General features: G+C 47.6%; 19 protein-coding genes and 2 tRNA genes. 12 read left to right on the forward strand and 9 right to left on the reverse strand.

Annotated elements, in window-relative coordinates:
* Positions 1–187: 187 nt before the first annotated feature.
* The 3 genes from AC2T0J_RS16790 to AC2T0J_RS16800 form a co-directional block, all read right to left on the reverse strand.
* Positions 188–1,111: a LysR substrate-binding domain-containing protein gene (locus tag AC2T0J_RS16790; protein WP_489806918.1), complete on the reverse strand. Its 924-nt coding sequence runs from the start codon at positions 1,109–1,111 to the stop codon at positions 188–190.
* 155 nt (positions 1,112–1,266) lie between these two features.
* Complete coding sequence (locus tag AC2T0J_RS16795; RefSeq protein WP_489806919.1) at positions 1,267–1,419, reverse strand: entericidin A/B family lipoprotein; 153 nt, start codon at positions 1,417–1,419, stop codon at positions 1,267–1,269.
* 10 nt (positions 1,420–1,429) lie between these two features.
* Complete coding sequence (locus tag AC2T0J_RS16800; protein ID WP_489806920.1) at positions 1,430–2,428, reverse strand: mechanosensitive ion channel family protein; 999 nt, start codon at positions 2,426–2,428, stop codon at positions 1,430–1,432.
* 288 nt (positions 2,429–2,716) lie between these two features.
* Between AC2T0J_RS16800 and AC2T0J_RS16805 the strand changes: the two genes are divergently transcribed.
* The 12 genes from AC2T0J_RS16805 (at position 2,717) to rpsO (ending at position 16,940) form a co-directional block, all read left to right on the forward strand.
* Entirely contained in the window at positions 2,717–3,022 is a 306-nt protein-coding gene (locus AC2T0J_RS16805) for a 4a-hydroxytetrahydrobiopterin dehydratase (protein WP_489806921.1), read from the forward strand.
* Positions 3,023–3,193: 171 nt separating this feature from the next.
* A tRNA-Met gene (locus AC2T0J_RS16810) sits at positions 3,194–3,270 on the forward strand.
* A 96-nt stretch (positions 3,271–3,366) separates the two neighbouring features.
* Positions 3,367–3,443 (forward strand) — tRNA-Met (locus AC2T0J_RS16815).
* Positions 3,444–3,842: 399 nt separating this feature from the next.
* Positions 3,843–4,772, forward strand: coding sequence for a LysR substrate-binding domain-containing protein (locus AC2T0J_RS16820; RefSeq protein ID WP_489806922.1), 930 nt, complete (start codon positions 3,843–3,845; stop codon positions 4,770–4,772).
* 1,049 nt (positions 4,773–5,821) lie between these two features.
* Positions 5,822–9,124 (forward strand): MHYT domain-containing protein, encoded by a 3,303-nt coding sequence (locus AC2T0J_RS16825; protein WP_489806923.1) that lies wholly within the window; start codon positions 5,822–5,824, stop codon positions 9,122–9,124.
* Between the two features lie 5 nt (positions 9,125–9,129).
* Complete coding sequence (locus tag AC2T0J_RS16830) at positions 9,130–10,122, forward strand: response regulator (RefSeq protein ID WP_489806924.1); 993 nt, start codon at positions 9,130–9,132, stop codon at positions 10,120–10,122.
* Between the two features lie 310 nt (positions 10,123–10,432).
* On the forward strand, positions 10,433–10,891 hold the full coding sequence (gene rimP / locus AC2T0J_RS16835) for a ribosome maturation factor RimP (RefSeq protein ID WP_489806925.1): 459 nt from the start codon (positions 10,433–10,435) through the stop codon (positions 10,889–10,891).
* A 48-nt stretch (positions 10,892–10,939) separates the two neighbouring features.
* Positions 10,940–12,433, forward strand: a complete 1,494-nt coding sequence (nusA, locus tag AC2T0J_RS16840) for a transcription termination factor NusA (protein WP_123325649.1) — start codon at positions 10,940–10,942, stop codon at positions 12,431–12,433.
* Between the two features lie 24 nt (positions 12,434–12,457).
* On the forward strand, positions 12,458–15,067 hold the full coding sequence (infB, locus tag AC2T0J_RS16845; protein ID WP_489806926.1) for a translation initiation factor IF-2: 2,610 nt from the start codon (positions 12,458–12,460) through the stop codon (positions 15,065–15,067).
* Positions 15,068–15,177: 110 nt separating this feature from the next.
* Entirely contained in the window at positions 15,178–15,573 is a 396-nt protein-coding gene (gene rbfA / locus AC2T0J_RS16850) for a 30S ribosome-binding factor RbfA (protein WP_489806927.1), read from the forward strand.
* A gap of 6 nt (positions 15,574–15,579) precedes the next feature.
* Positions 15,580–16,560, forward strand: coding sequence for a tRNA pseudouridine(55) synthase TruB (gene truB / locus AC2T0J_RS16855; protein ID WP_489806928.1), 981 nt, complete (start codon positions 15,580–15,582; stop codon positions 16,558–16,560).
* Between the two features lie 110 nt (positions 16,561–16,670).
* Complete coding sequence (gene rpsO, locus AC2T0J_RS16860; RefSeq protein WP_296046740.1) at positions 16,671–16,940, forward strand: 30S ribosomal protein S15; 270 nt, start codon at positions 16,671–16,673, stop codon at positions 16,938–16,940.
* Between the two features lie 64 nt (positions 16,941–17,004).
* On the opposite strand, the gene AC2T0J_RS16865 is transcribed toward rpsO, so the two are convergent.
* From AC2T0J_RS16865 to AC2T0J_RS16890, 6 genes are all read right to left on the reverse strand, one after another.
* Complete coding sequence (locus tag AC2T0J_RS16865; protein WP_489806929.1) at positions 17,005–17,742, reverse strand: hypothetical protein; 738 nt, start codon at positions 17,740–17,742, stop codon at positions 17,005–17,007.
* Positions 17,743–17,831: 89 nt separating this feature from the next.
* The gene (locus AC2T0J_RS16870; RefSeq protein ID WP_489806930.1) at positions 17,832–18,218 is read right to left on the reverse strand and encodes a hypothetical protein; all 387 of its coding nucleotides are present in this window, start codon (positions 18,216–18,218) and stop codon (positions 17,832–17,834) included.
* Between the two features lie 153 nt (positions 18,219–18,371).
* A complete protein-coding gene (locus tag AC2T0J_RS16875; protein ID WP_489810357.1) occupies positions 18,372–18,725 on the reverse strand; it encodes a VOC family protein in 354 nt (117 codons plus the stop codon).
* Between the two features lie 61 nt (positions 18,726–18,786).
* A complete protein-coding gene (locus AC2T0J_RS16880) occupies positions 18,787–19,329 on the reverse strand; it encodes a manganese efflux pump MntP (RefSeq protein ID WP_489806931.1) in 543 nt (180 codons plus the stop codon).
* Between the two features lie 161 nt (positions 19,330–19,490).
* Entirely contained in the window at positions 19,491–20,483 is a 993-nt protein-coding gene (locus AC2T0J_RS16885) for a patatin-like phospholipase family protein (RefSeq protein WP_489806932.1), read from the reverse strand.
* Positions 20,484–20,636: 153 nt separating this feature from the next.
* Complete coding sequence (locus tag AC2T0J_RS16890) at positions 20,637–21,431, reverse strand: hypothetical protein (RefSeq protein WP_489806933.1); 795 nt, start codon at positions 21,429–21,431, stop codon at positions 20,637–20,639.
* Positions 21,432–21,454 lie beyond the last annotated feature (23 nt).

A 21,454-nucleotide genomic window follows, 5' to 3' on the forward strand; every position in this document is an offset into this window, starting at 1 on the left:
TACATAGTTATAATTATTCATACCGAAAATCATTTATGCTTATAAGGGAAGTCTTTTAATTTATTGAAATTAAAGTGTATTTCAATAAAGTGATGCAGCGCGAAAAAAAATGTTTTTTGCCAGATGGTGGGGAAGGATACCAGTTGAAGGCCTGCCAAAACGGTGTAAGACCTTCAATTTATGCTGCTCAGGCGGCGCGTTTGTTCAACGGCGGTGAAAGAAATGCCTGAGCAATGTCGATGAGCTGCTGGCGAACCCAACGATGGGCGGGATCTTCATTAGCACTAACATGCCAGTACACGTAGTAATCGAGAGGTTGCATAGTGAAGGGGAGCTCACTCACCGCCAAATTATAATGCTTTGCCAAATGGAAGGGTAAACACGCCAGTAAATCGGTTTTCACTAACACGCTGGGAATGGTCAGAAAATGATGGCTCTGCATGGCAACTCTACGCTGGTGACCAAGTTTTGACAGTTCAATATCGACTTCACTGGCTTGTTCCGGCCGCGGTGAAACCTTAATATGCCCATAGGACAGAAAGCTCTCCATCGACATAGGGTCTGAAAAAGCGGGGTGTTTCGGGCGGCCAACTACTACAAGGCGATCTTCGGCTATTTTATGACGTGCCAGATACTGATCGGTTAGCGTTTCACTGTCGGTATAAAAGTCGAGCTGTCCGCTGGCCAGCGCATTCAGTACCTGTTTTTTATCAATGTCATAATTAGTGATAGTAATAGCGGGAGCCTGTGCTTCTATTTTGGCGATCAAACGCGGCAATATGCTGGCTTCAATCAGATCGCGACAAGCAAACTGAAAGGTTTTTTCTGCCACTTCCGGGTTAAACTCCCGACTCTGTAGCACACTGGTTCTTAATAATGCCAGCGCTTGCCGGGCAGGTCCGATTAGATTCTGTGCTACCGGAGTAGGGCTCATGGTGTGGCCGGTTCTGACGAACAGGGGGTCATTCAGTAAGTCGCGAAGTCGGGCCAGCGAATTGCTGACGGCAGGTTGGGTGATGCAAAGAATATCAGCCGCTTTAGTCAGATTACCGGCCGTATAAATAGCGTCGAATACGGCAAAGAGGTTTAGATCGATTCGGTTTACATTCATTGAGTAGACCAACCAGTTGATGTGATGTCACTATTATTACTAAAATTAATGCAAAATCAACATTTCTATTACAAGTGGTGATTGTCAGACCAGTAGTAAGGAGCCTGCGTTACCCATCAGAGTTACGCAGGCCTGTCAGTATCGATGCCTTAAAATTAGTTAGATGCTTCTTCAGCCGCTTCCTCTATGCCTTCGCCGGCCGATTGAACATCTTCGCCAACGCCTTCTAAGGTGGCGCAACCGCCAAGGAAACCGAGGGCCAGAATTGAACTAAATATTGCACAGTAGCTTAATTTACGTTTTAACATGTTGAGTCTCCTAGTTTTCGTCAGGTTCACTGGATTTTTGCTTGTGATTGTTATCGTCGGCGTCATGCCCCGACGATGATGATTCTGGTTTCGAACGCGATTTACCTTGCTTGGCAGCGTGCTCGTTGAGCATGGCACTAAGCTTTTCACCCCCCTTGGCACCGAAATCCAGTGTACGTATTGGGAATGGGATAAGAATGTCGGCTTCAGTCAGCGCACGCTGAATTGAGATTATGGCTTCATGTCTGGCTGCCAGGAAACCAGGCTCGCCGGGATAGTCAATCCAGAACCAGACCAGCAAATTAATGCTGCTGTCGCCGAAAGATTCAGCCCACACACCGGTTTCATCTTTTCTGATCACAAAATCAAGGTCATTAATGGCGTCCGTTAACACTTCGGCTGCTTGCTGAGGATCGTCCGCGTAGGAGATCCCAACCGGTACTTCAATGCGACGATGCCCATTGACGCTATAGTTGGTAAGGATGTTCCGAAACAGAATTTTGTTGGGGATAATTTCTCGCTGACCGAAAAATGTCATAACGTGAGTATTACGTAGGTTAATGGCTTCTACGTTGCCAAATACACCTTCGGCTTCGATCACATCACCAATCTGAAAGGGTTTACGCACCCCCATGGCAATTCCGGCTATAAGGTTTTCGGTAATGTCCTGGAAAGCAAAGCCAATCGCCAGACCAACAATACCGGCACCGGCCAGTAATGAGGTGACGGTTCCGCGTAAACCGATAAAATCCAGCGCGATAAAAATACCGGCCGTTGCAATGGCGACCTTAATTATTGAGGTTAGCAGCCCGACAATTTGAGTGGAGTCAAAGGTTCGGGATAACACGCGATGGGCGAGGTTACCCACCATTTTGGCTAACAGCCCAAAAGCCATGGCAATGAATATGGCTACGGCAATATTTGGCAGGTGCTTGATGCTTGCTTCAACCCATCGTTCAAGCTTTTCGTTAATAAGTTGCCAGAAAGTATCGAGTTGCAGTGCTTTCATAATTCTCCACAAACAGACTATGAGTCATTGGATTAATCATCTGCATGAGTACTGCAAGCATTGCACCAGCGGTATGTGAAGCTTAAGCGTATGATTTAAATGTAAATGTATCTTTAGTCGACTAAGAAGAGGAAATCGTGTGAGTAAAATTTTCCTGCTAAACGCGAAAGGATTACCTTGCTGCATGGATTACTTTACAGTGCACAGTATAAATAAAGTCGCCAGGCCTTTGTGGGACAGATGACATTCGCTAAGGTAGTAAGCGACATCAGCAAACAAGGAGTCCATATGACCACTAAGCTAAATGATACTGACATCGCAGAGCAACTGGCCGCCTTAAATACAACCTCAGCAGAGGGGAGTCTCTGGCAGCGGGATGGTGATGCTATTACCTGTACGTTTACTTTCAAGGGGTTTATCGGGGCGTTTGGCTGGATGTCACAAATTGCTATTTGGGCAGAAAAGCTAAAACATCATCCCGAGTGGTTTAATGTCTATAATAAGGTTGAAGTCAGGTTAACCACCCACGACGTGGGCGGGCTCAGTGAACTGGATTTTAAACTAGCGCAAAAAATGAATCTGTATTTTAAATAAATGCGTAATAAATCGTGTGGTAAATAATCGTTGTGGTGGGTATTTAACCGGTTGGTCAAAAAAATGAAACAATTCACCAAACAGGTCTTGCCAACCTCTAATCCCTATGTATAATACGCACCACTTGAACGGCACAGCGAAAACACGCGGTCCGGTTCAACCCAGTTCAGACGCGGGATGGAGCAGTCTGGTAGCTCGTCGGGCTCATAACCCGAAGGTCGTAGGTTCAAATCCTGCTCCCGCAACCAAATAATCAGCGTTTGTGTAAACAGGCAGTTGATACCAGAGTAAAACGCAGTAATGCGTCGCTAAGAATATCACGATAAAACGTGCAATGTTTCAGACGCGGGATGGAGCAGTCTGGTAGCTCGTCGGGCTCATAACCCGAAGGTCGTAGGTTCAAATCCTGCTCCCGCAACCACCTTGAAAGCCCCGGTAAATGCCGGGGCTTTTTATTACCCTCGAGAAAGGTGGTGCAATTTTCAGTCTCCTTGCGAGCAATGCTTCTGCTAGGTCTGTCAATCACTCCGCTGATGACACTCAGTTTTTACTGTCTAAACCGCTCAGTCATTATTTCATATGGCACCATTGTGATAAGTTAAGCTTATTTCCTATCTTGCTCAAAAATTGCCACAGTTTTGCCTTTTTGGATAGCGCAGCATCCTGTTGAACGTCGTGGTCTGCTTGTGTAGCCTTTTCTGTTGTTTGCATGTTGAAACCCTCAGCGTTGATATGGTTGAGGATTGTTATGCGTTTTACTGTACTTCACCAATGATAAAAACTAAGATTTGATATAAGTTAAACTTATATTTTTGGGTGTATGGACAAACGTTTGCGTTGGTTAAATAATCTGATGTGCTTTGAAGTGGCAGCCCGCCATCAGAGTTACAGCAAAGCAGCTGATGAGCTGTGTATCTCTCAGGCGGCGGTGAGTCAGCAAATGCGGCAACTTGAAAGCAATTTGCATGTGAAGTTATTTAATCGTCAGTCCAGACGAATGGCGCTAACCGAACCCGGAAAGATCTTGCTCAAAGCCTGCCAAAATGGGTTTGCCGAAGTAATAGAGGGGTTAAATCAGGTTCAGGAAGCGCCACTCGAAGGTGAGCTTAAAGTCAGCTCAACTCAGGCATTTTGTGCGCTATGGCTGGTACCTCATCTGTTTGATTTTTTTAAGCTCAATCCCGGAATTAATATTAACGTTCAGGGCTCTAACCGGATTGAAAATTTGCACGATGCCAGTATAGATGTGGCCATCCGTTTCAGTACTTCCAGTGCGCAGATAAAGGATGATTCACTGGTTGTTGAGCGAATTGATGAAAGTGAAGTATACCCGGTTTGTTCGCCTGCTTATCTTGCTCAGCATCCGCTAACGGATATTCACAAAGTTGTCAGTGCCAGGTTATTCAGTCTGGCCTTTGAAAACAAAGTAGACTGGGAAAGTTGGTTCGAATACGCCGGTGTTGAGGTAACCCCGGGGCAATTGACAAAAACGGAAGTGACTTCCAGCGACCTTGCCTTAAGTGCAGTTTTGGCCGGGCATGGCATTATGCTGGCCTCTGACATTATGGTTGGAGAGTATGTCAGGTCTGGTCAACTGGTTGTCCCGTTGAATATTCCACATCCGGTGAAATGGAAATCACACCTGGTGTATTCAAAGAATAACCCTAAACAAAAACGGATCGCGGTGTTTTGTCAGTGGGTTAAAGAAAATCTGCTCCGCACACCGGGTAGAAATAGAAACACTGTATGAAAGGTGCAGGGGACAGGGCGCCGCAACGATGTGCCTGGCCTTATCGGTTGACCTGCGCTATATCGCCAGGATGAGAGGTTATACCTATCAACACCGATACCGTCTTTCCGTTCTGAGGCTGCCTTATTATTTGTTGTTTAACTGGCTTTCAGTTTAGCTAAATGAAGTATTAGAAATAAGTAGTCGGCAGCTAAGCGCGAGTATCCGCAGTCAGCACCTCACAGAGCCGTGAACAAAGACACCATGAACGGTCTTGTTGCCGGTATATCTGACGAGATTAGTACGCCTCTGGGCATGAATATTGGTAACTGTACGTTATTAAGTGATGTACCCGATGAAGTCTTTAACAAATACAAGAGTGGGACCTGATGCCGAATTCTTTGCTCAGTGTTTGGGTATAGCCAAAAGTGTGTCTGCCAGTGCACATCACTATATGCGCCGAGCGAGTAAACAACTTTACTGCTGCGCAAAGCCTGGATAACACAGACTCAATCACAGGTTTCACCATTCAGATTCCGCCTAATATTACGGTGACATTTTATCCTGCGTCACTACACAGGTTATAGCCGTTTTGACATCCAATAGAGTTATTTACCGTGTCGGCGTTACCGAGGAAATTCTGCCTAAAGTCTTTGATCCATTTTTCATCTAACGAAGAGGTGCCGGGAGTGCGGGATTGGGATTAAGCATTGAGCACAATTTAGTGAAAGAGAAGCTAAAAAGCGAAGTGTATAATTAAAGCGTTTCTGAGCAGAGGTTTAAGGTAGCCTTTAAAATTCTGAATCTTGCGAATAAGTAAACCAAAAATTATATATAACCTATTGTTTTATAAATTTAATGTGGATAATATGCCCGGCTAAATAAACTATCTTTATAAAGCTATTGTTGGTGAATTGGATAGTTTTTTCACGGATGTTTGACAAATATGGCGAATTTGCGGCAATCTTTATGACAAAGGGACAGTATTTATTATTGATTGATAACAGGCTGGCAAAAAGCAGGCAGGCTTGGTTAGCGACGTCGTATTATCATTATTAAGGCCTACTTTAATGCCGTTTATCACGGACCTGTTTTCCATTCCTGATACCTCCCTACTCCTGGTGGGCGAATATAACACTTGGTTAGTGCTTTTATCTGTCGCGATTGCCGTGTTTGCTTCGTTTATGGGATTTCAGGTAGCTACGCAGGCTGCAAGCGCTAATACCTCCCGAGGACGTCGCGGCCTCCTGGCAGCAGGCGCTTTAGCCCAGGGCAGCGGAATTTGGTCGATGCATTTTATCGGCATGTTGGCGTTTGAACTGTGCACACCCGTTTCTTACACCTGGTTTACCACCCTTATCTCGATGCTACCGGGCATTGCTGCTGCCTGGGTAGCACTGACTCTACTGACGCAGCAAAGCATTAGTAGCAAGCAAATCGTTGGTGGCGGAGTTTTAGTCGGGGCCGGTATAGGCGCCATGCATTACATCGGCATGGCGGCGATGGATATGGCGCCGCTGCTTCGTTACAACCTGCCCATATTTTTACTGTCTCTGGTTGTTGCAGTGCTACTGGCAATGCTTTCATTGTGGGTGAGGCACGGTCTGCAGCGTCTGTTGCCGAATAAACTGACCATGTTAACTACCAATATTCTGGCCGGATCGGTAATGGGGTGTGCTATTTCAGCCATGCATTACACCGGAATGGCGGCCGCCCGATTTGTCAGTCCTCCCGGACTGGAGTTGTCAGATCAGCCATCAGAAATGTCATTTTATCTCGCGGCCAGTGTCACCTTTATTGCATCCATTATGATTGCTCTGGTATTGGGTATCAGTTTGTTGGTGAAATACCGTGAGGCCTCAGCCGAGGCTCGGCGCTCGCAGAGCAGAATGATAAGCCTGATGGAATCGGCAGTTGAGGGCATACTGACCATTAATGATGAAGGTGTGATTCAAACGGTAAATGAAGCGGTTAGTACTATTCTGGGCTGGCAGCGGCTGGAACTGGTAGGGACTGAGCTGGTTGAGTTTTTACACGAGGATCGTCGCCACCTTTACAACCACCGTTTTTTTAAATATGCCGAAGAACCTGAAGGCATTCAGCTCATCGGCAATAGCCGCGAAGTGGAAGCTTATAACCGTCACGGTGAGCTGGTTCCGCTGCGGATCAGTATGTCGCGTACCCAAGTGGCCGGTGAGTCTTTGTTTATTTTATTTATCGCCGATATCAGTGAGCGTCTGGCTATGGAGAAGGTCATTCGTGAGAATGAGCTAAAATTCCGTTCCTTGATCGCCAACATACCGGGCATCGCTTATCGCTGTTTAAATAAGCATGACTGGCCCATGGTGTTTATCAGTAATGCCGTTGAGCGGATCACCGGTTATAGCCCTGACGAGTTTTTGATCCCCAATCCGACGATCAGCTTTGTTGATTTATTCCATCCCGATGATATGGAAAGTATCGAAGCGGCGCTGGTTGGGCAAGCCGAATACAGTATGGAATACCGTATCTATAATAAAGTCGGTGAGGTTCGTTGGCTGCGCGAGCACGGTAGGTATATTCGCGATGATAACGATGAAATCCTGTGGCTCGATGGTTTTATTATGGATATTACCGATCGTCGCAAGATGGAAGATGAATTGCTGGTCGCTAAGGATGCCGCGGAGCAGGCTGCGGCAGCTCGATCTGCTTTCCTGGCCAATATGAGCCACGAAATTCGCACGCCAATGAATGCCGTTATCGGTTTCAGCGATATCCTGCTGGATACACCGCTTAACACAGAACAACATAAACATTTATCGACAATTAACCGCTCCGCCCGGTCCTTATTACATTTATTAAACGACATCCTCGACAGTGCCAAGCTGGATAAAGGTAAGCTGGAACTGGAGTTTGTTGACTTTATTCTCAGTGAAGAAATCGATACGGTTATTTCTACCTTCTGGCTGGAAGCAAAGCGCAAGGGACTCGATTTGCAGGTTAAACTGGGCGATCACCTGGCGCAGGGCTATCGCGGGGCACCGGAGCGTATCCGCCAGGTGCTGAGTAATTTAATTGGTAATGCGGTGAAATTTACCGAATCAGGGCAGGTGAGCCTGCAGGTCAGCCAGATAAATAACGGTCATGTGAAATTTACCATTAATGATACTGGGATCGGTATGACCAAAGAGCAATGTCAACGGGTGTTCGATGCCTTTGCTCAGGCCGATGCATCCATGTCGAGGCGCTTTGGCGGAACCGGGTTAGGCACCACTATTTCCAAACAGCTGGTTGAATTAATGGGCGGCACAATCGAGGTCCGTAGCGAGCCGGGGCAGGGCTCCGAGTTTACCTTTATATTGCCACTTACGGCTATTGACGGCACCAGTCACATTCAGCGTTTACAAGCGATTCAATTACCGGCATTAAGGGTCCTGATTGTTGATGACATTGAACAGAATATAGAACTGCTCGACCTGCTGCTAAAACGTGGTGGGCACAGTGTGGATATCGGCCGGGATGGTCAGCAAGCGCTCGAACTGATGGCCAGTCATCATTACGACGTGGTATTGATGGACTTACAAATGCCGGTATTGGATGGCCTGGCAGCTGCCCGTCAACGGCGTGAATTTGAAAAGGCCAACGGTCTTAAGGCCACTCCGATTATTGCCCTGACAGCCAGTGTGCTGGCGCAGGATAAGAAATCAGCCAGCGATGCGGGCATGGAAGGCTTTGCTAATAAACCCATCGATTTTCCTGTGTTATGTAATGAAATTGCGCGAGTGATGGGCATTCAGGGTAGCGCGGTAGCTATGCGTACGGAACCGCAGGAAGCGCTCCTCATCGATTGGTCACGTGGCGAAAGCTTATGGGGTTCCACACATAAGCTGGTGAAAGAGATAAACCGCTTTTGCCACGATATTACGCTGGCCAGTGAAACCTTTAGCAGGCTGGCTGAACAGCAGAATTTTGCCGAGTTGAAAGCGGTGGTACACCGCTTTAAAGGCGTGGCCGGCAACCTGGGGCTGATTAAAATAATGCTCGCTTGCAAAAATATTGAGCAGAATTGCTATGATAAGGTGGCGCCGGGGGAAACTGTTGCGCAGTTATTCAGCCTTGTCTCGGAAGTAGAACAAGCCGTGCAGGCTGAACATAACAGTGTCCTGCAACAGTCAGCACAAGTCAGTACCGACGAGTTGTTAGCGATACTGAAGCGTATCGACCATTCGGTTAAAAATAATCGGATTGAAGAATCAGAGTTGGAATCGCTTAGTGGTTATTTACACAGCCGCTATACCAATGAAATTCAGCTGATACTGGATGCCATAGAAGATTTTGAATTTGAACAGGCGAGCACACTGCTGTCAGTGCTGATCGACAAACTGGACGAATAACAACGATGTATAACACTGCACCAAAACCGACTATCTTAGTCGTTGACGATGAACCGGCAAATCTTAGGGTGCTCAAGCACCTGCTGGGTGAGCATTACGTGCTGGCCTTTGCCAAAAATGGCACCGAAGCGTTGCGGGTGGCCGAAGCTCAGTTACCTGATCTCATCTTACTCGATGTGATGATGCCTGGTATGACCGGCTTTGAGGTATGTAGGGTGCTAAAGGAAAACGTACTGACCAGGGCAATACCGGTTATATTTGTCACGGCACTCGGTGAGGAGCAGGATGAAACAGAAGGCTTTGCGGTCGGCGGTGTGGACTATATCACTAAACCCATTTCACCTGCTGTGGTCAAGGCGCGGATAAAAACTCACTTATCTTTGGTACAGGCAGATGAGTTAAAACGAACCCGCTTACAGGTGGTTCAGCGTTTGGGACGGGCAGCAGAATATAAAGACAACGAAACGGGCATGCATGTGCTGCGTATGAGTCATTATTCCAAATTACTGGCACTGGCTTACGGCCTGAGTGAAGAGCAATCTGAAACGTTACTGCATGCAGCGCCGATGCACGATATTGGTAAGATCGGAATTCCCGACCACATTATGCTGAAGCCCGGCAAACTGACTGAAGAAGAGTTTGCAGTAATGAAAACACATCCGGAAATTGGCGCTGAAATCCTCGGCGAAGCGGATTCTGATTTGCTGCGCGTTGCCAAATCTGTGGCCATGACCCACCACGAAAAGTGGGACGGATCCGGCTATCCCTGTGGATTGAAAGGTGAGGACATCCCGGTCGAAGGGCGGATTGTTGCTGTGGCGGATGTGTTTGATGCACTAACCAGTAAGCGTCCTTACAAGGAAGCCTGGACGGTAGAAAAGACCCTGTCGGTAATGAAAAGTGAAGCCGGCAAGCACTTCGAACCGCACCTGATTGCTCTGCTTGAAGAAAATCTTGAGGAAATTCTTAGCATTAAGGAACGTTGGCGGGAAGATTAAATTATCGTGACAATCCAGTCTGAAGCGGTATTGCCGGTTGCTAAATCAACAAGCAAGCAGTATAATGCGTCTCAGATTATGGCTGGTACCGGTAATTTGTGATTACCAGCACCTACGCCTTACGGGTTTTATTGTTGTATTGCACCAATAGTAACCTTGCCTGATGTGGGCAAAAGGGACCGAATTTTTACTGCAAAAAGCCCCGTTTAATCGGGGCTTTTTGTTAGCTCGGTCTCACGCACAAAGCGATACCGAGCGAGGTATCAGTATATTGGGCATTATGCCCTTTTTTCGTTTTTGGAGGTTTGGATTGTCAAGGCTAGAGCAACGTTTAAGCGAAATGTTGAATCCGGCGGTAGAAGCATTAGGGTTTGAATTACTTGGGGTGGAGTTTGTCCGTGCCGGTAAACATTCAATCCTGCGGGTTTACATTGATCATGAGAATGGCATCAACGTAGATGATTGCGCGGATGTTAGTCATCAGGTCAGTGCGGTCCTGGATGTGGAAGATCCAATCAATACTGAATACAACTTAGAAGTCTCTTCGCCTGGTATGGACCGTCCGTTATTTAAAGAGGCGCACTATGCTCAGGTGGTAGGCGAAACCGTCGCTGTCAGAATGGCATTGCCGTTGGATAACCGACGCAATTTCAAGGGGAAATTACTGGCGTGTGAAAGTGGCACGTTAACTATCGAGGTCGATGGCGAGCAATTTAAATTGCCGGTCAGCGGGATTGAAAAAGGTAATTTGGTTCCAACATTCGAATAATACGGAATTAAACTGCGTGCCCAACAGCATGCAACCAGTGAGGCAAAAATGAATAAAGAAATTTTGTTAGTGGCAGAAGCCGTTTCTAATGAAAAACAAGTGCCAAGAGAAAAGATTTTTGAGGCGTTAGAATTTGCCATTGCAAGTGCCACGAAAAAGAAAAACGAAGGCGAAATTGAAGTACGCGTCAGCATCAACCGCGAGACCGGAGACTTTGATACCTTTCGCCGTTGGTTGGTTATTCCTGACGATCAGGAACAGGAAAACCCGTTTGCAGAGTTAACGCTGTCAGCAGCACAGATTGATGAACCTGAGATTGAAGTAGGTGATTATGTGGAAGAGCAGATCGAATCGATCGCTTTCGACCGCATCACAACCCAAACGGCGAAGCAGGTAATCGTACAAAAAGTACGTGAAGCTGAGCGTGCGCAGATGGTCGCCGAGTACGAAGATAAAGTTGGCGAACTGGTCACCGGTACAGTTAAAAAGGTCAATCGTGACAACATCATTATCGATTTGGGGAACAACGCAGAAGGCGTTATTTACCGCGACGATATGTTGCCACGCGAAACCTTCCGCCCGGGTGACCGGGTGCGCGGTTTGCTTTATGTGATCCGCCCGGAAGCCCGCGGTGCACAACTATTTGTTAGCCGCACCCACCCGGAAATGCTGGTAGAACTGTTCCGTTTGGAAGTACCAGAAATCGCCGAGGAAACCTTAGAAATTAAATCCGCCGCCCGTGACCCCGGCTCACGCGCCAAAATCGCCGTTAAGACTAACGATAAACGTCTTGATCCGGTTGGGGCCTGTGTGGGCATGCGTGGTTCCCGTGTACAGGCTGTATCGGGTGAACTGGGCGGTGAAAGAGTCGATATTGTGTTATGGGACGAGAATCCGGCGCAATTTGTTATCAACGCAATGGCACCTGCAGAGGTGGCGTCAATTGTGGTTGATGAAGACACGCATACCATGGAAGTAGCAGTAGAAGCCGATAACCTGGCTCAGGCTATCGGTCGTAGTGGGCAAAACGTTCGTCTGGCAAGTCAGTTGACTGGCTGGGAACTGAACGTAATGACCATCGAAGATTTGAACCAGAAACACCAGGCAGAAAACGAAAGAGTTCTGGCGGTATTTGTAAACGGTCTGGACATCGACGAAGACTTCGCAAGTGTCTTGGTTGAAGAAGGCTTCACTTCATTAGAAGAAGTTGCCTACGTACCAGTCAGCGAATTATTGGCCATTGATGGCCTTGATGAAGACACCGTTGAAGAATTACGTAATCGTGCACGTGCAGCACTGACCACTCAGGCGCTGGCCAACGAGGAATCGCTTGAGAGTTCAGAACCCACCGAGGAACTGCTGAACCTTGAAGGTATGGACAAGCACCTGGCGTACGTTCTGGCAAGTAGAGGTATCATCGATTTGGAAGCGCTGGCTGAACAGGGCACCGATGATATCAGTGATGTAGAAGGACTGGACGAAGAGAAAGCCGGTGCATTGATTATGGCTGCACGAAACAAAGTCTGGTTCAACGAAGAATAAGGTCGACAAGGGGAAAAACGCGTAATGGCAGATGTATCCATTGAAAAACTCGCCAGTGATATCGGGACTAGCGTTGACCGGTTAGTGAGTCAGTTTAGCGACGCCGGCATTAAAAAAGCCGCCGGTGAGAACGTGACTGAAGATGAGAAACGCAAACTACTGGACCACCTGAGCAAACAGCATGGTGGCACCAATGGTGGTGAACCTAAGAAAATGACGCTGCAACGTAAAACGACCAGCACATTAAACTTAGGCAAGTCAAAAGAAGTAAAAGTAGAAGTACGTAAGAAGCGCACCTATGTGAAACGTACGGATATTGAAGAGCAACGCCAGGCAGAAGAGGAAGCCAAGCGTCGCGAAGAAGAAGCCCGTCTGAAGCGTGAAGCGGAAGAAAAAGCGGCAGAAGAAGCGCGTAAAGCCGCTGAAGAAAAAGCCCGTAAAGCGGAAGAAGCCCGTAAAGCGGCTGAAGAAGAGAAAGCCCGCCGCGCTGAAAAAGCCAAGCAGGAAGCTGCTGCTCGTGCAGAAGCTGAGTCAGAGCTGTCAGAAGAAGAGCTAAAGGAACAGGAAGAAGCGCGTCAGGAAGAAGAACGTTTACGCAAGCAGCAGGAAGAAGAAGCGCAGCGTAAACTGGAAGAAGACGCGAAGAAAGCCGCGGAAGAAGCGCGTAAACTGGCTGAAGAAAACGAACGTCGCTGGAAAGAAGAAGAAGAGCGTCGTAAGAAACAAGAAGCCGAAGAAGTGCACATGCACTCAAACCGTTACGCTCAGGAAGCGGAAGACGAGGAAGATATGCAGGTTGAGCGTTCCTCACGTCGTCGTAAGAAACCGAATAAGAAAGCCAGTGAAAGCTTAAAGCAAGGCTTTAATAAGCCTGCGGCGCCAGTTGAGCGTGTGGTCAAACTTGGCGAAACGATTACGGTTGGTGAACTGGCCAGCCGTCTGGCAATCAAGGTACAGGAAGTCATTAAAGCCATGATGAAAATGGGCGAAATGGCAACCATCAACCAGGTGCTTGATCAGGATACTGCCGTATTGGTAGTGGAAGAGATGGGCCATAAATATGAGCTGGTTAACGACAACGCGCTGGAAGATGAATTGTTAGCGGGTTCAGGCAACGGTGATAAAACCACACGTGCGCCTGTAGTTACCATCATGGGTCACGTTGACCATGGTAAAACGTCACTGCTCGACTATATTCGTCGCGCCAAAGTGGCGGCCGGTGAAGCCGGTGGTATTACCCAGCACATTGGTGCATACAGCGTAGATACTGACAACGGCAAAATTACATTCCTGGATACGCCTGGACACGCCGCGTTTACCGCTATGCGTGCTCGTGGTGCTACAGCTACTGATATAGTTGTACTGGTTGTTGCAGCGGATGACGGTGTGATGCCACAGACGAAAGAAGCGGTTCAACACAGCCGTGCTGCAGGCGTACCACTGATTATTGCTGTTAACAAAATGGACAAAGAGGCGGCTGATCCGGATCGGGTTAAAACCGAACTGTCTCAGTTAGAAGTTATTTCAGAAGAATGGGGCGGTGAGCACCAGTTTGTCAACGTATCTGCTAAAACCGGTATGGGCGTTGATGAATTGCTGGAAGCTATTTCGCTGCAGGCTGAAGTCCTTGACCTGAAAGCCACACCGACTGGGCCAGGCCGCGGTATTGTGGTTGAATCACGTCTGGATAAAGGCCGTGGGCCGATCGCATCGGTACTGGTACAGGAAGGTGAAGTTAAAGCCGGTGATATCCTGTTGTGTGGCGAAGAGTATGGTCGTGTTCGGGCCATGCGTGACGAAAACGGTAACGACGTAAAAGTGGCTGGTCCGTCTACACCAGTTGAGATTTTAGGTCTGTCTGGTGTGCCGGTTGCGGGTGAAGACGCTCTGGTAGTACAAGACGAGCGTAAAGCCCGTGAAGTGGCTGGCAAGCGTCATCAGAAGAAACGTGAACTGAAACTTGCCCGTCAGCAAAAAGCTAAGCTTGAGAACATGTTTGCTAACATGGAAGCCGGTGATGTCAGTGAACTGAACATCGTGCTTAAGGCGGACGTACAGGGTTCTGTGGAAGCGATCTCTGAATCACTGACCAAGTTGTCTACCAGCGAAGTGAAAGTGAACATCGTAGGTAGTGGTGTAGGTGGTATTACTGAAACAGATGCCAGCTTAGCAGCCGCATCAAGCGCTATTATCGTTGGCTTTAACGTTCGTGCTGACGCCACTGCACGTCGCGTTATCGAAGCCGAAGAGATTGATTTACGTTACTACAGCGTTATCTACAGCCTGATTGACGAAGTGAGAGCCGCCATGAGTGGTATGCTAGCACCAGAGTTCAAACAGGAAATCATGGGTCTTGCCGAAGTTCGTGACGTGTTTAAGTCACCGAAACTGGGCGCGATTGCCGGTTGTATGGTAACCGAAGGTACTGTTAAGCGTAGTAACCCAATTCGTGTACTGCGCGATAACGTGGTTATCTATGAAGGTGAACTGGAATCCCTGCGTCGCTTTAAAGATGACGTTCAGGAAGTTCGTAACGGTATGGAATGTGGTATCGGCGTTAAAAACTACAACGACGTAAAAGTGGGCGACCAGATTGAGGTCTTCCAGGTAGTTGAAGTTAAACGTGAAATCTAAGCTCAGCGAATAACTAATGTATAGCGGGGGCTCTGAAGCCCCCGCTTTTGTCTGTGCAATAGTCCGCTACACTAAAAGTAGGACAGATTGCAAAACAGAGGAGAGTAACTATGGCTCGGGAATTTTCTCGAACTGATCGGGTTGCCCAGCAAATCCACAAAGAAGTGGCCAGTTTGCTGCAAAATGAATACAAGCACCGGGTAGGTAATTTACCTTTTATTACGCTTTCAGATGTAGAGGTCTCCCGGGATCTGGCACATGCGAAAATTTTTATCACTTTTTACAACAGTGACGAGCAGGAAACCAAAGCTCATATGAAGCAACTTGCTGAAAATACCGGTTTTCTACGCAGCTTGTTAGCCAAACGCCTGCGTATGCGTGCGGTGCCGCACCTGCATTTCTTTGAAGACAAGTCGATTACCGAAGGCATGCGTATTTCTAACCTGGTGAGTGAAACTATCGCCCGTGATAAAGAACGGTCTAACAACGACGACGAGCAGGAATAATCAGGCATGGCAAGAAAACGCAAAGGCCGGGCAGTAAACGGCATTGTGTTAATTGATAAACCGCTTGGTGGTTCATCAAATCAAATATTACAAAAAGTGCGTTGGTTGTATCAGGCTCAAAAAGCTGGCCATACCGGTGCACTCGATCCGCTGGCGACCGGCATGTTACCGGTGTGTTTAGGCGAAGCCACCAAATTTTCTCAGTATTTGCTCGACGCCGATAAAGAGTATGAAGTCACTGCCCGTCTTGGCATTCGTACCACAACCTCCGACGCTGATGGTGAGATCGTTGAAGAGCGTGATGTCTCGTGTAATGAAGAGGAGGTTCGGGCTGCGTGTTTGTCTTTCTTAGGCCGCAGCAAGCAGGTGCCATCGATGTTTTCGGCGTTAAAATATCAGGGTAAACCGCTTTATCATTATGCCAGACAGGGCATTGAAGTACCTCGTGAAGCACGGGATGTCACCATTTTTGAACTGGACATCACGCGTGTGGACTTACCCGAAGTAGATATGTGGGTAAGGTGCAGCAAAGGGACTTACATTCGTTCACTGGTAGATGATATTGGTCAGCAGTTAGGCTGTGGCGCTTATGTCACCCGGCTACACCGAACCAAAGTAGCTGATTATCCCACGCCGAATATGATTTCAGTTGAAGCTCTCGAAGCGATGGTCGAGCAGGAAATTGCCGAGCGCGATTACAAGGCTATCGATGCGCTGTTGTTGCCTATGGACACCGCTGTGAAAAGCTTACCCGCTGTAGAGCTATCCGCCGCTGAGACTCACCGGTTGCAGCATGGCCAGAGCGTCACGCCATTGCACACCGATGAGCTTGCTGAAGGCCAGCAGTATCGTATTTACGATAATAGCACCACACCTGCCCGGTTTCTGGGGGTCGGGGAGGGGGTCTGTGCACCTAAAGATCAAAAAGCGCCGGCTGATCAGGTGTTTGTTGCCCCTCGACGCAGCGTGGTTTACAGTGCAGAGTAGTAAACACGTAAAATGACTTGCGCATGGGGATATGCCAAGTATAATACGCGCTCAGTTTTGTCTGACTGAATTAGTGATCGGTCGGGCAGTTTAAAAAACAGGAGAAAATTATGTCACTAACTAAAGAAGAAACCGCAGGCATCGTTGCTGAATATGGCGTTAAAGAAGGTGATACTGGTTCACCAGAAGTACAGGTTGCACTGTTAACGCACAACATCAATAAACTGCAATCACACTTCTCATCAAACAAGAAAGATCACCACTCACGTCGTGGTCTGCTGCGCATGGTTAGCCAGCGCCGTAAACTGCTTGATTACCTGAAAGGTAAAAACGCAGAGCGTTATCTTGATCTGATCAAACGTCTTGGTCTGCGTCGCTAATCAGCGATTGACCAACGCAAAAAAGCGCCTGAATGGCGCTTTTTTTGTATCTGAACGGTAACTATTACGGGGTCAGGTAGCTGTATACTGAAGGGCCGTTGGTTAAATGGGGTAAAACGTTCTCTGTTTCCAACTCCCTGATAAGTACAATCAGCCGTCGTTCAATATTCTTACTGCCAATTTGGTTATGGGCGAGGGCCAGGTTTCGTAACAATAGTGCGATGGTATTTGGATGCTCGAGGGGATTACTTGTCAGAGCACGATACAAAAAAGCCTGATACACCGATTCATAGCTGATCTCACCGTATCGGGTGTTAGCCAGTGATAGTAGCTCCTCATCATCCGAGGTATGGCCTATAAAAGACAACTCTTCCTCAAATTCGCTCGGCATAGACAAGCTGTAACGCAGGGCTTTTATGGTTGAACGTAATTTTTGCCGGCCGGATAAAGTGCAACTAAAAAAATAATTTCTTAACGTGCGGGAATGCTTGTAACGACTCTTTATCGAAAAGTAAATTTGTTCTACCTGCTCCGGTTGATAGTTGATGGCGCTCTGCATCGCCATACTTATCACCACCATATCAGCAAGCTTTAACTCAACCCCTGAAGCAAGCAGACTATTCACTTGTTGGATGACCTCTGAAGCTTCATCTTTACTGTTGCTGTACTGGCTGAGCGTCTGGTATAGCGATACTACGGCAGAGGAGTGGTTGTGCAAAAATGCGGGCTTCTGATAAGAGGCCGGGGTAACACTGGCCAGGTTAAGTAAAGCGGCAACTAAATATCCCGAAACGACCGACATAACAATCCTTGTAATGTTCAATAGAGGTTACTCAAAGATAAGTTACCGCTTTTCCAGGTTAAATAAAACAGGCCAACAACAGCCTGCCCTCAAAGCGTTAGTGAGTCACAGGGAAGCTGTCGCAGTTGGTAGCCGGATACTACCCAGTTAAGGCCCACCACATTTTGCGGATTCACTTCGGCTATCAGACAGACCTTTTGTTGTGGGGCTAGCTCAATGGCGAGTTCATTGCTCCAGTCAGCGTGAGCGCGAATTTTGAAAGTCTTAAACCCCGGAGTAATAAACAGTTGGGTATGCTGCTGCGGTGCCAGTGAAATAAAGTACTCATCATCCCAACCAATATAGACATCGGTCAGGCTGCCCTGCAATTCACCGGAACGATAAATAATAACAGTGGCGGCTTCGGTTGCTGTTGTAACTGGCAGTGCAGATTTCGTAACGCAGCCGGTTGCTAGCGCTACCATCAGTATTAGCATAAAAATTCTTCCAGGACGTCGGAGAGTGTGTTGAAAAAAAGTCATGGTCGTTACCTGTATGGTTAAATGTGACAACCATGTTAGAGCAGCGGGGGTCAAGGCAGGGTGAAGCAAAATGGAAATACGCAGACAGGTTTTAGCGAAACTGTATGGTTATTTTTGATAAAGAACCACCCGATTACCGGCAGGATCTGTAAGATAGACGTAAATATATCCCCAACAACGACGAACCGGTTTACTCCTGGCCATTGTTGATGGTAAAGCGTCTGTCAGTTGAACAATATCTTCAACCTCAAATTGCAGGCTGCAAGCAGGATTTAGTAATGAGTCTGGTTTATACGCAATTTCGATCTGAAAAGAATGTTGGTGAGGCAGAGATAGCACCGCCCCCTGATCGTTCTCCTCACACCACTGCTCTATGATTTTAAACCCTAAAGCAGCATAGAAATCTTTGCATTCTGTAAAGTATGGCGTTTCCAGTCTTAATTTCGCGGAGGTAATACTCATCACGACGTTTTCCTTAATAACGAAATGGTCAGGAGAGCAACTATAGTCTGTTAACTGGAGATTAACCGACTAAGAGAATTTTAAAGCCAATCAGAATAAGCACGACACCGCCGACAAGTTCCGCTTTACTCTCCAACCATGTACCAGTTTTAGCTCCGATATGTACACCCAGAAAACTAAAAATAAACGTAGTTATACCGATTATCAGACATGCCAGGAAAGGGTTGAAATCGATTAATGTTAGCGAGAATCCGGCGGCCATAGCATCAATACTGGTAGCAATAGCCAGCAATAGCATTACTCTGGATGTGATTTTAGCGATATCTTCTCCAATTCCTTCAGATAAGGCCTCAAATACCATTTTGCCGCCGATAAACAGTAACAGGACAAAGGCAATCCAATGGGCAAAGTTGCCAATCAGGCCAAATAGTCCTTGCCCTCCAAGGTAACCGATTAAGGGCATAATTCCCTGGGATATGCCAAAATAAAGCGCGGCAGACAGAGAAAGCGCTCTGGCGCTGATAACATGTTTAGAGCCCAGCCCAATCGACACAGCAAACGCATCCATACTAAGCGCGAGGGCTAAAATAATAACATCCAACATAATAACTCCGATTACACCTTATCAATGTCCAGACAGTCTGGTCTGTGCGTCTTCCTAAAAAAAGAGCATTATACCTTGGAGGAGAAATTCGTCGCCATCGGTCTACCGGCTTTTTGAAGGGGTTTTATCGATTATGCATCTGCAGTTCATACTTGGTTCGTTTAATCAAACATCGCCTGAATATCGCAACTGGGTTTCTTACCCAGGTGGTCGGCATTGTCAGCTAACCATTTCTCAGTGGTTTCCTCACCCGCATCACGCAAACATTCGAGAAACGTTTTGCGGTTGTCGTATTTGGTGGCGCTACCCAACGAGGAGAGCAGCTCACCGTTGGTCAGTAGATGAGTTCGCAACTGCTTTATTTGTCGCTCAACCCTGCCCAGTAAGAACCGTTTACCACTGACCAGGCGCTTAACACTGGCAATGGCGTGCATTTCACGCATAAAGTTGCTGTGGAAACCAATTTCGGTAATACGTTCACTGATGTCGTCAGCACTTTTGGGCACTTCCTCGCGTTCTAACGGCTGTAACAGGACAATCAGCACATCTTTACCTGCACATTCGTTCATCAGTGGAAATATCGCCGGGTTACCGGCGTAACCGCCGTCCCAGTAATGTTTGCCATCTATCTCGATAGCCTTATATACGTTAGGTAAACAGGCCGAAGCCAGCAGATGGTCGGTGGTCAGTTCCGGTGTATTGAACAGAGCCAGTTTACCCGTGCTGACTTCCGTGGCAGCAATATACAAGGGCAGAGGATTGGCCTGTTGTAAGGCTTTAAAATCAACCTGCTTATCTACAATGTCACGTAACGGATTGATGTCCAGCAGATTGATATCGTAGGGAGAAAGAAACTGGAACGCACTCAGCCACCACTTGGTAACAGAATTCTTGAATTCTCCGGGGAGTTCGAACCCTACATTATGCTTAGCCACGGTATACCAGAAATCCGCCAGCTGTTGCTTGGCGCCCTCGCGACCGTTTTTACGCCAGCCCTCGGCGAGCATTACGGCATTCATGGCACCGGCACTGGCACCACTGATGCCAGTAATGGTGAGCCAGGATTCTTCGAGCAGGCGGTTAAGAACGCCCCAGGTGAAAGCACCGTGAGCGCCACCGCCCTGCAAAGCTAAGGATAATTTTACGGATTTCATGAAGTGCATCCCTGAAAAGTGCTGCGGTGCAGCATGAAAAGCTATTATTACGCAAAATCAGCCTGAATGGTTTAAAAATATACAATAACGCCGGACAGAATCCGGCGTTATTGATGTGAAAGTAAATTGATGAGGTCGGTGAACGGTCGGCTACTAACCGCCGGTAGACCCGGCAGGTGAGGCGGGCACGCTTGCCGAGGGAGAACTGACTACTTTGGTGGCCAGTTCACGAATTTCAGACTCCAGCGAGGCGATTCGGCTGGACAGGGCATTATTACGTTGCTCCAGTAGTGCCAGTTTATCGCTCAGGCTTTTAATTTCCTGTTGGCGTGAGCTGCTATTAGCATTAACCTGCTCCATTTGAACATTAATAGCCAGCATTTCATCCGAAACAGTCTCTAGGCTACTGTTCAGGGTGGCCAACTGCGTTTTCTGGCTATCCAGATTACGTGAAACCTGTGACACTGACTCCTGCAGATCCTTTTTATCCCCGGCGACTTTATCGGTCAGGTCGGCAATCTCTTTTTGATTACGTCGCCAGGCTGAGGCCCAGAGCTTGTCCATTTGTTCCCATAACTCCGCGGTTTTGTTGGTCAGCTCAGTGACTTTAACCTGCAAAGCTACGGTTGACTCGCCAATCTCCTCGCCGGTTGCTGACAGTTTATTTTCCAACTGTTGGATCCGTTGCTCTGCGCTTTGCAGCGTCGCATGTTGTTTTTGAGTGACGGTAAATAAATAACCGGCAGCACCACAACTTACGATGGCCACCAACAGGGCAACCACGCCCCAACCTGAGCCGCCTTTGACTTTTGCTGGTTCGCTGGAAGCCGATGTCTGTGAAGTGTTCACCGAGCGTTGAGCCGGCGCCGTTTTAGTCTGATATCCGCGACGGTCTTCTTCGTCGAGTCTGATTGTGGGAAAGTCATCGTTGCGCGAGTTATTAGCCATATTCCCTCTTAATGACAACTGTG

The sequence above is a fragment of the Alteromonas sp. ISO5 genome, assembly GCF_058105165.1.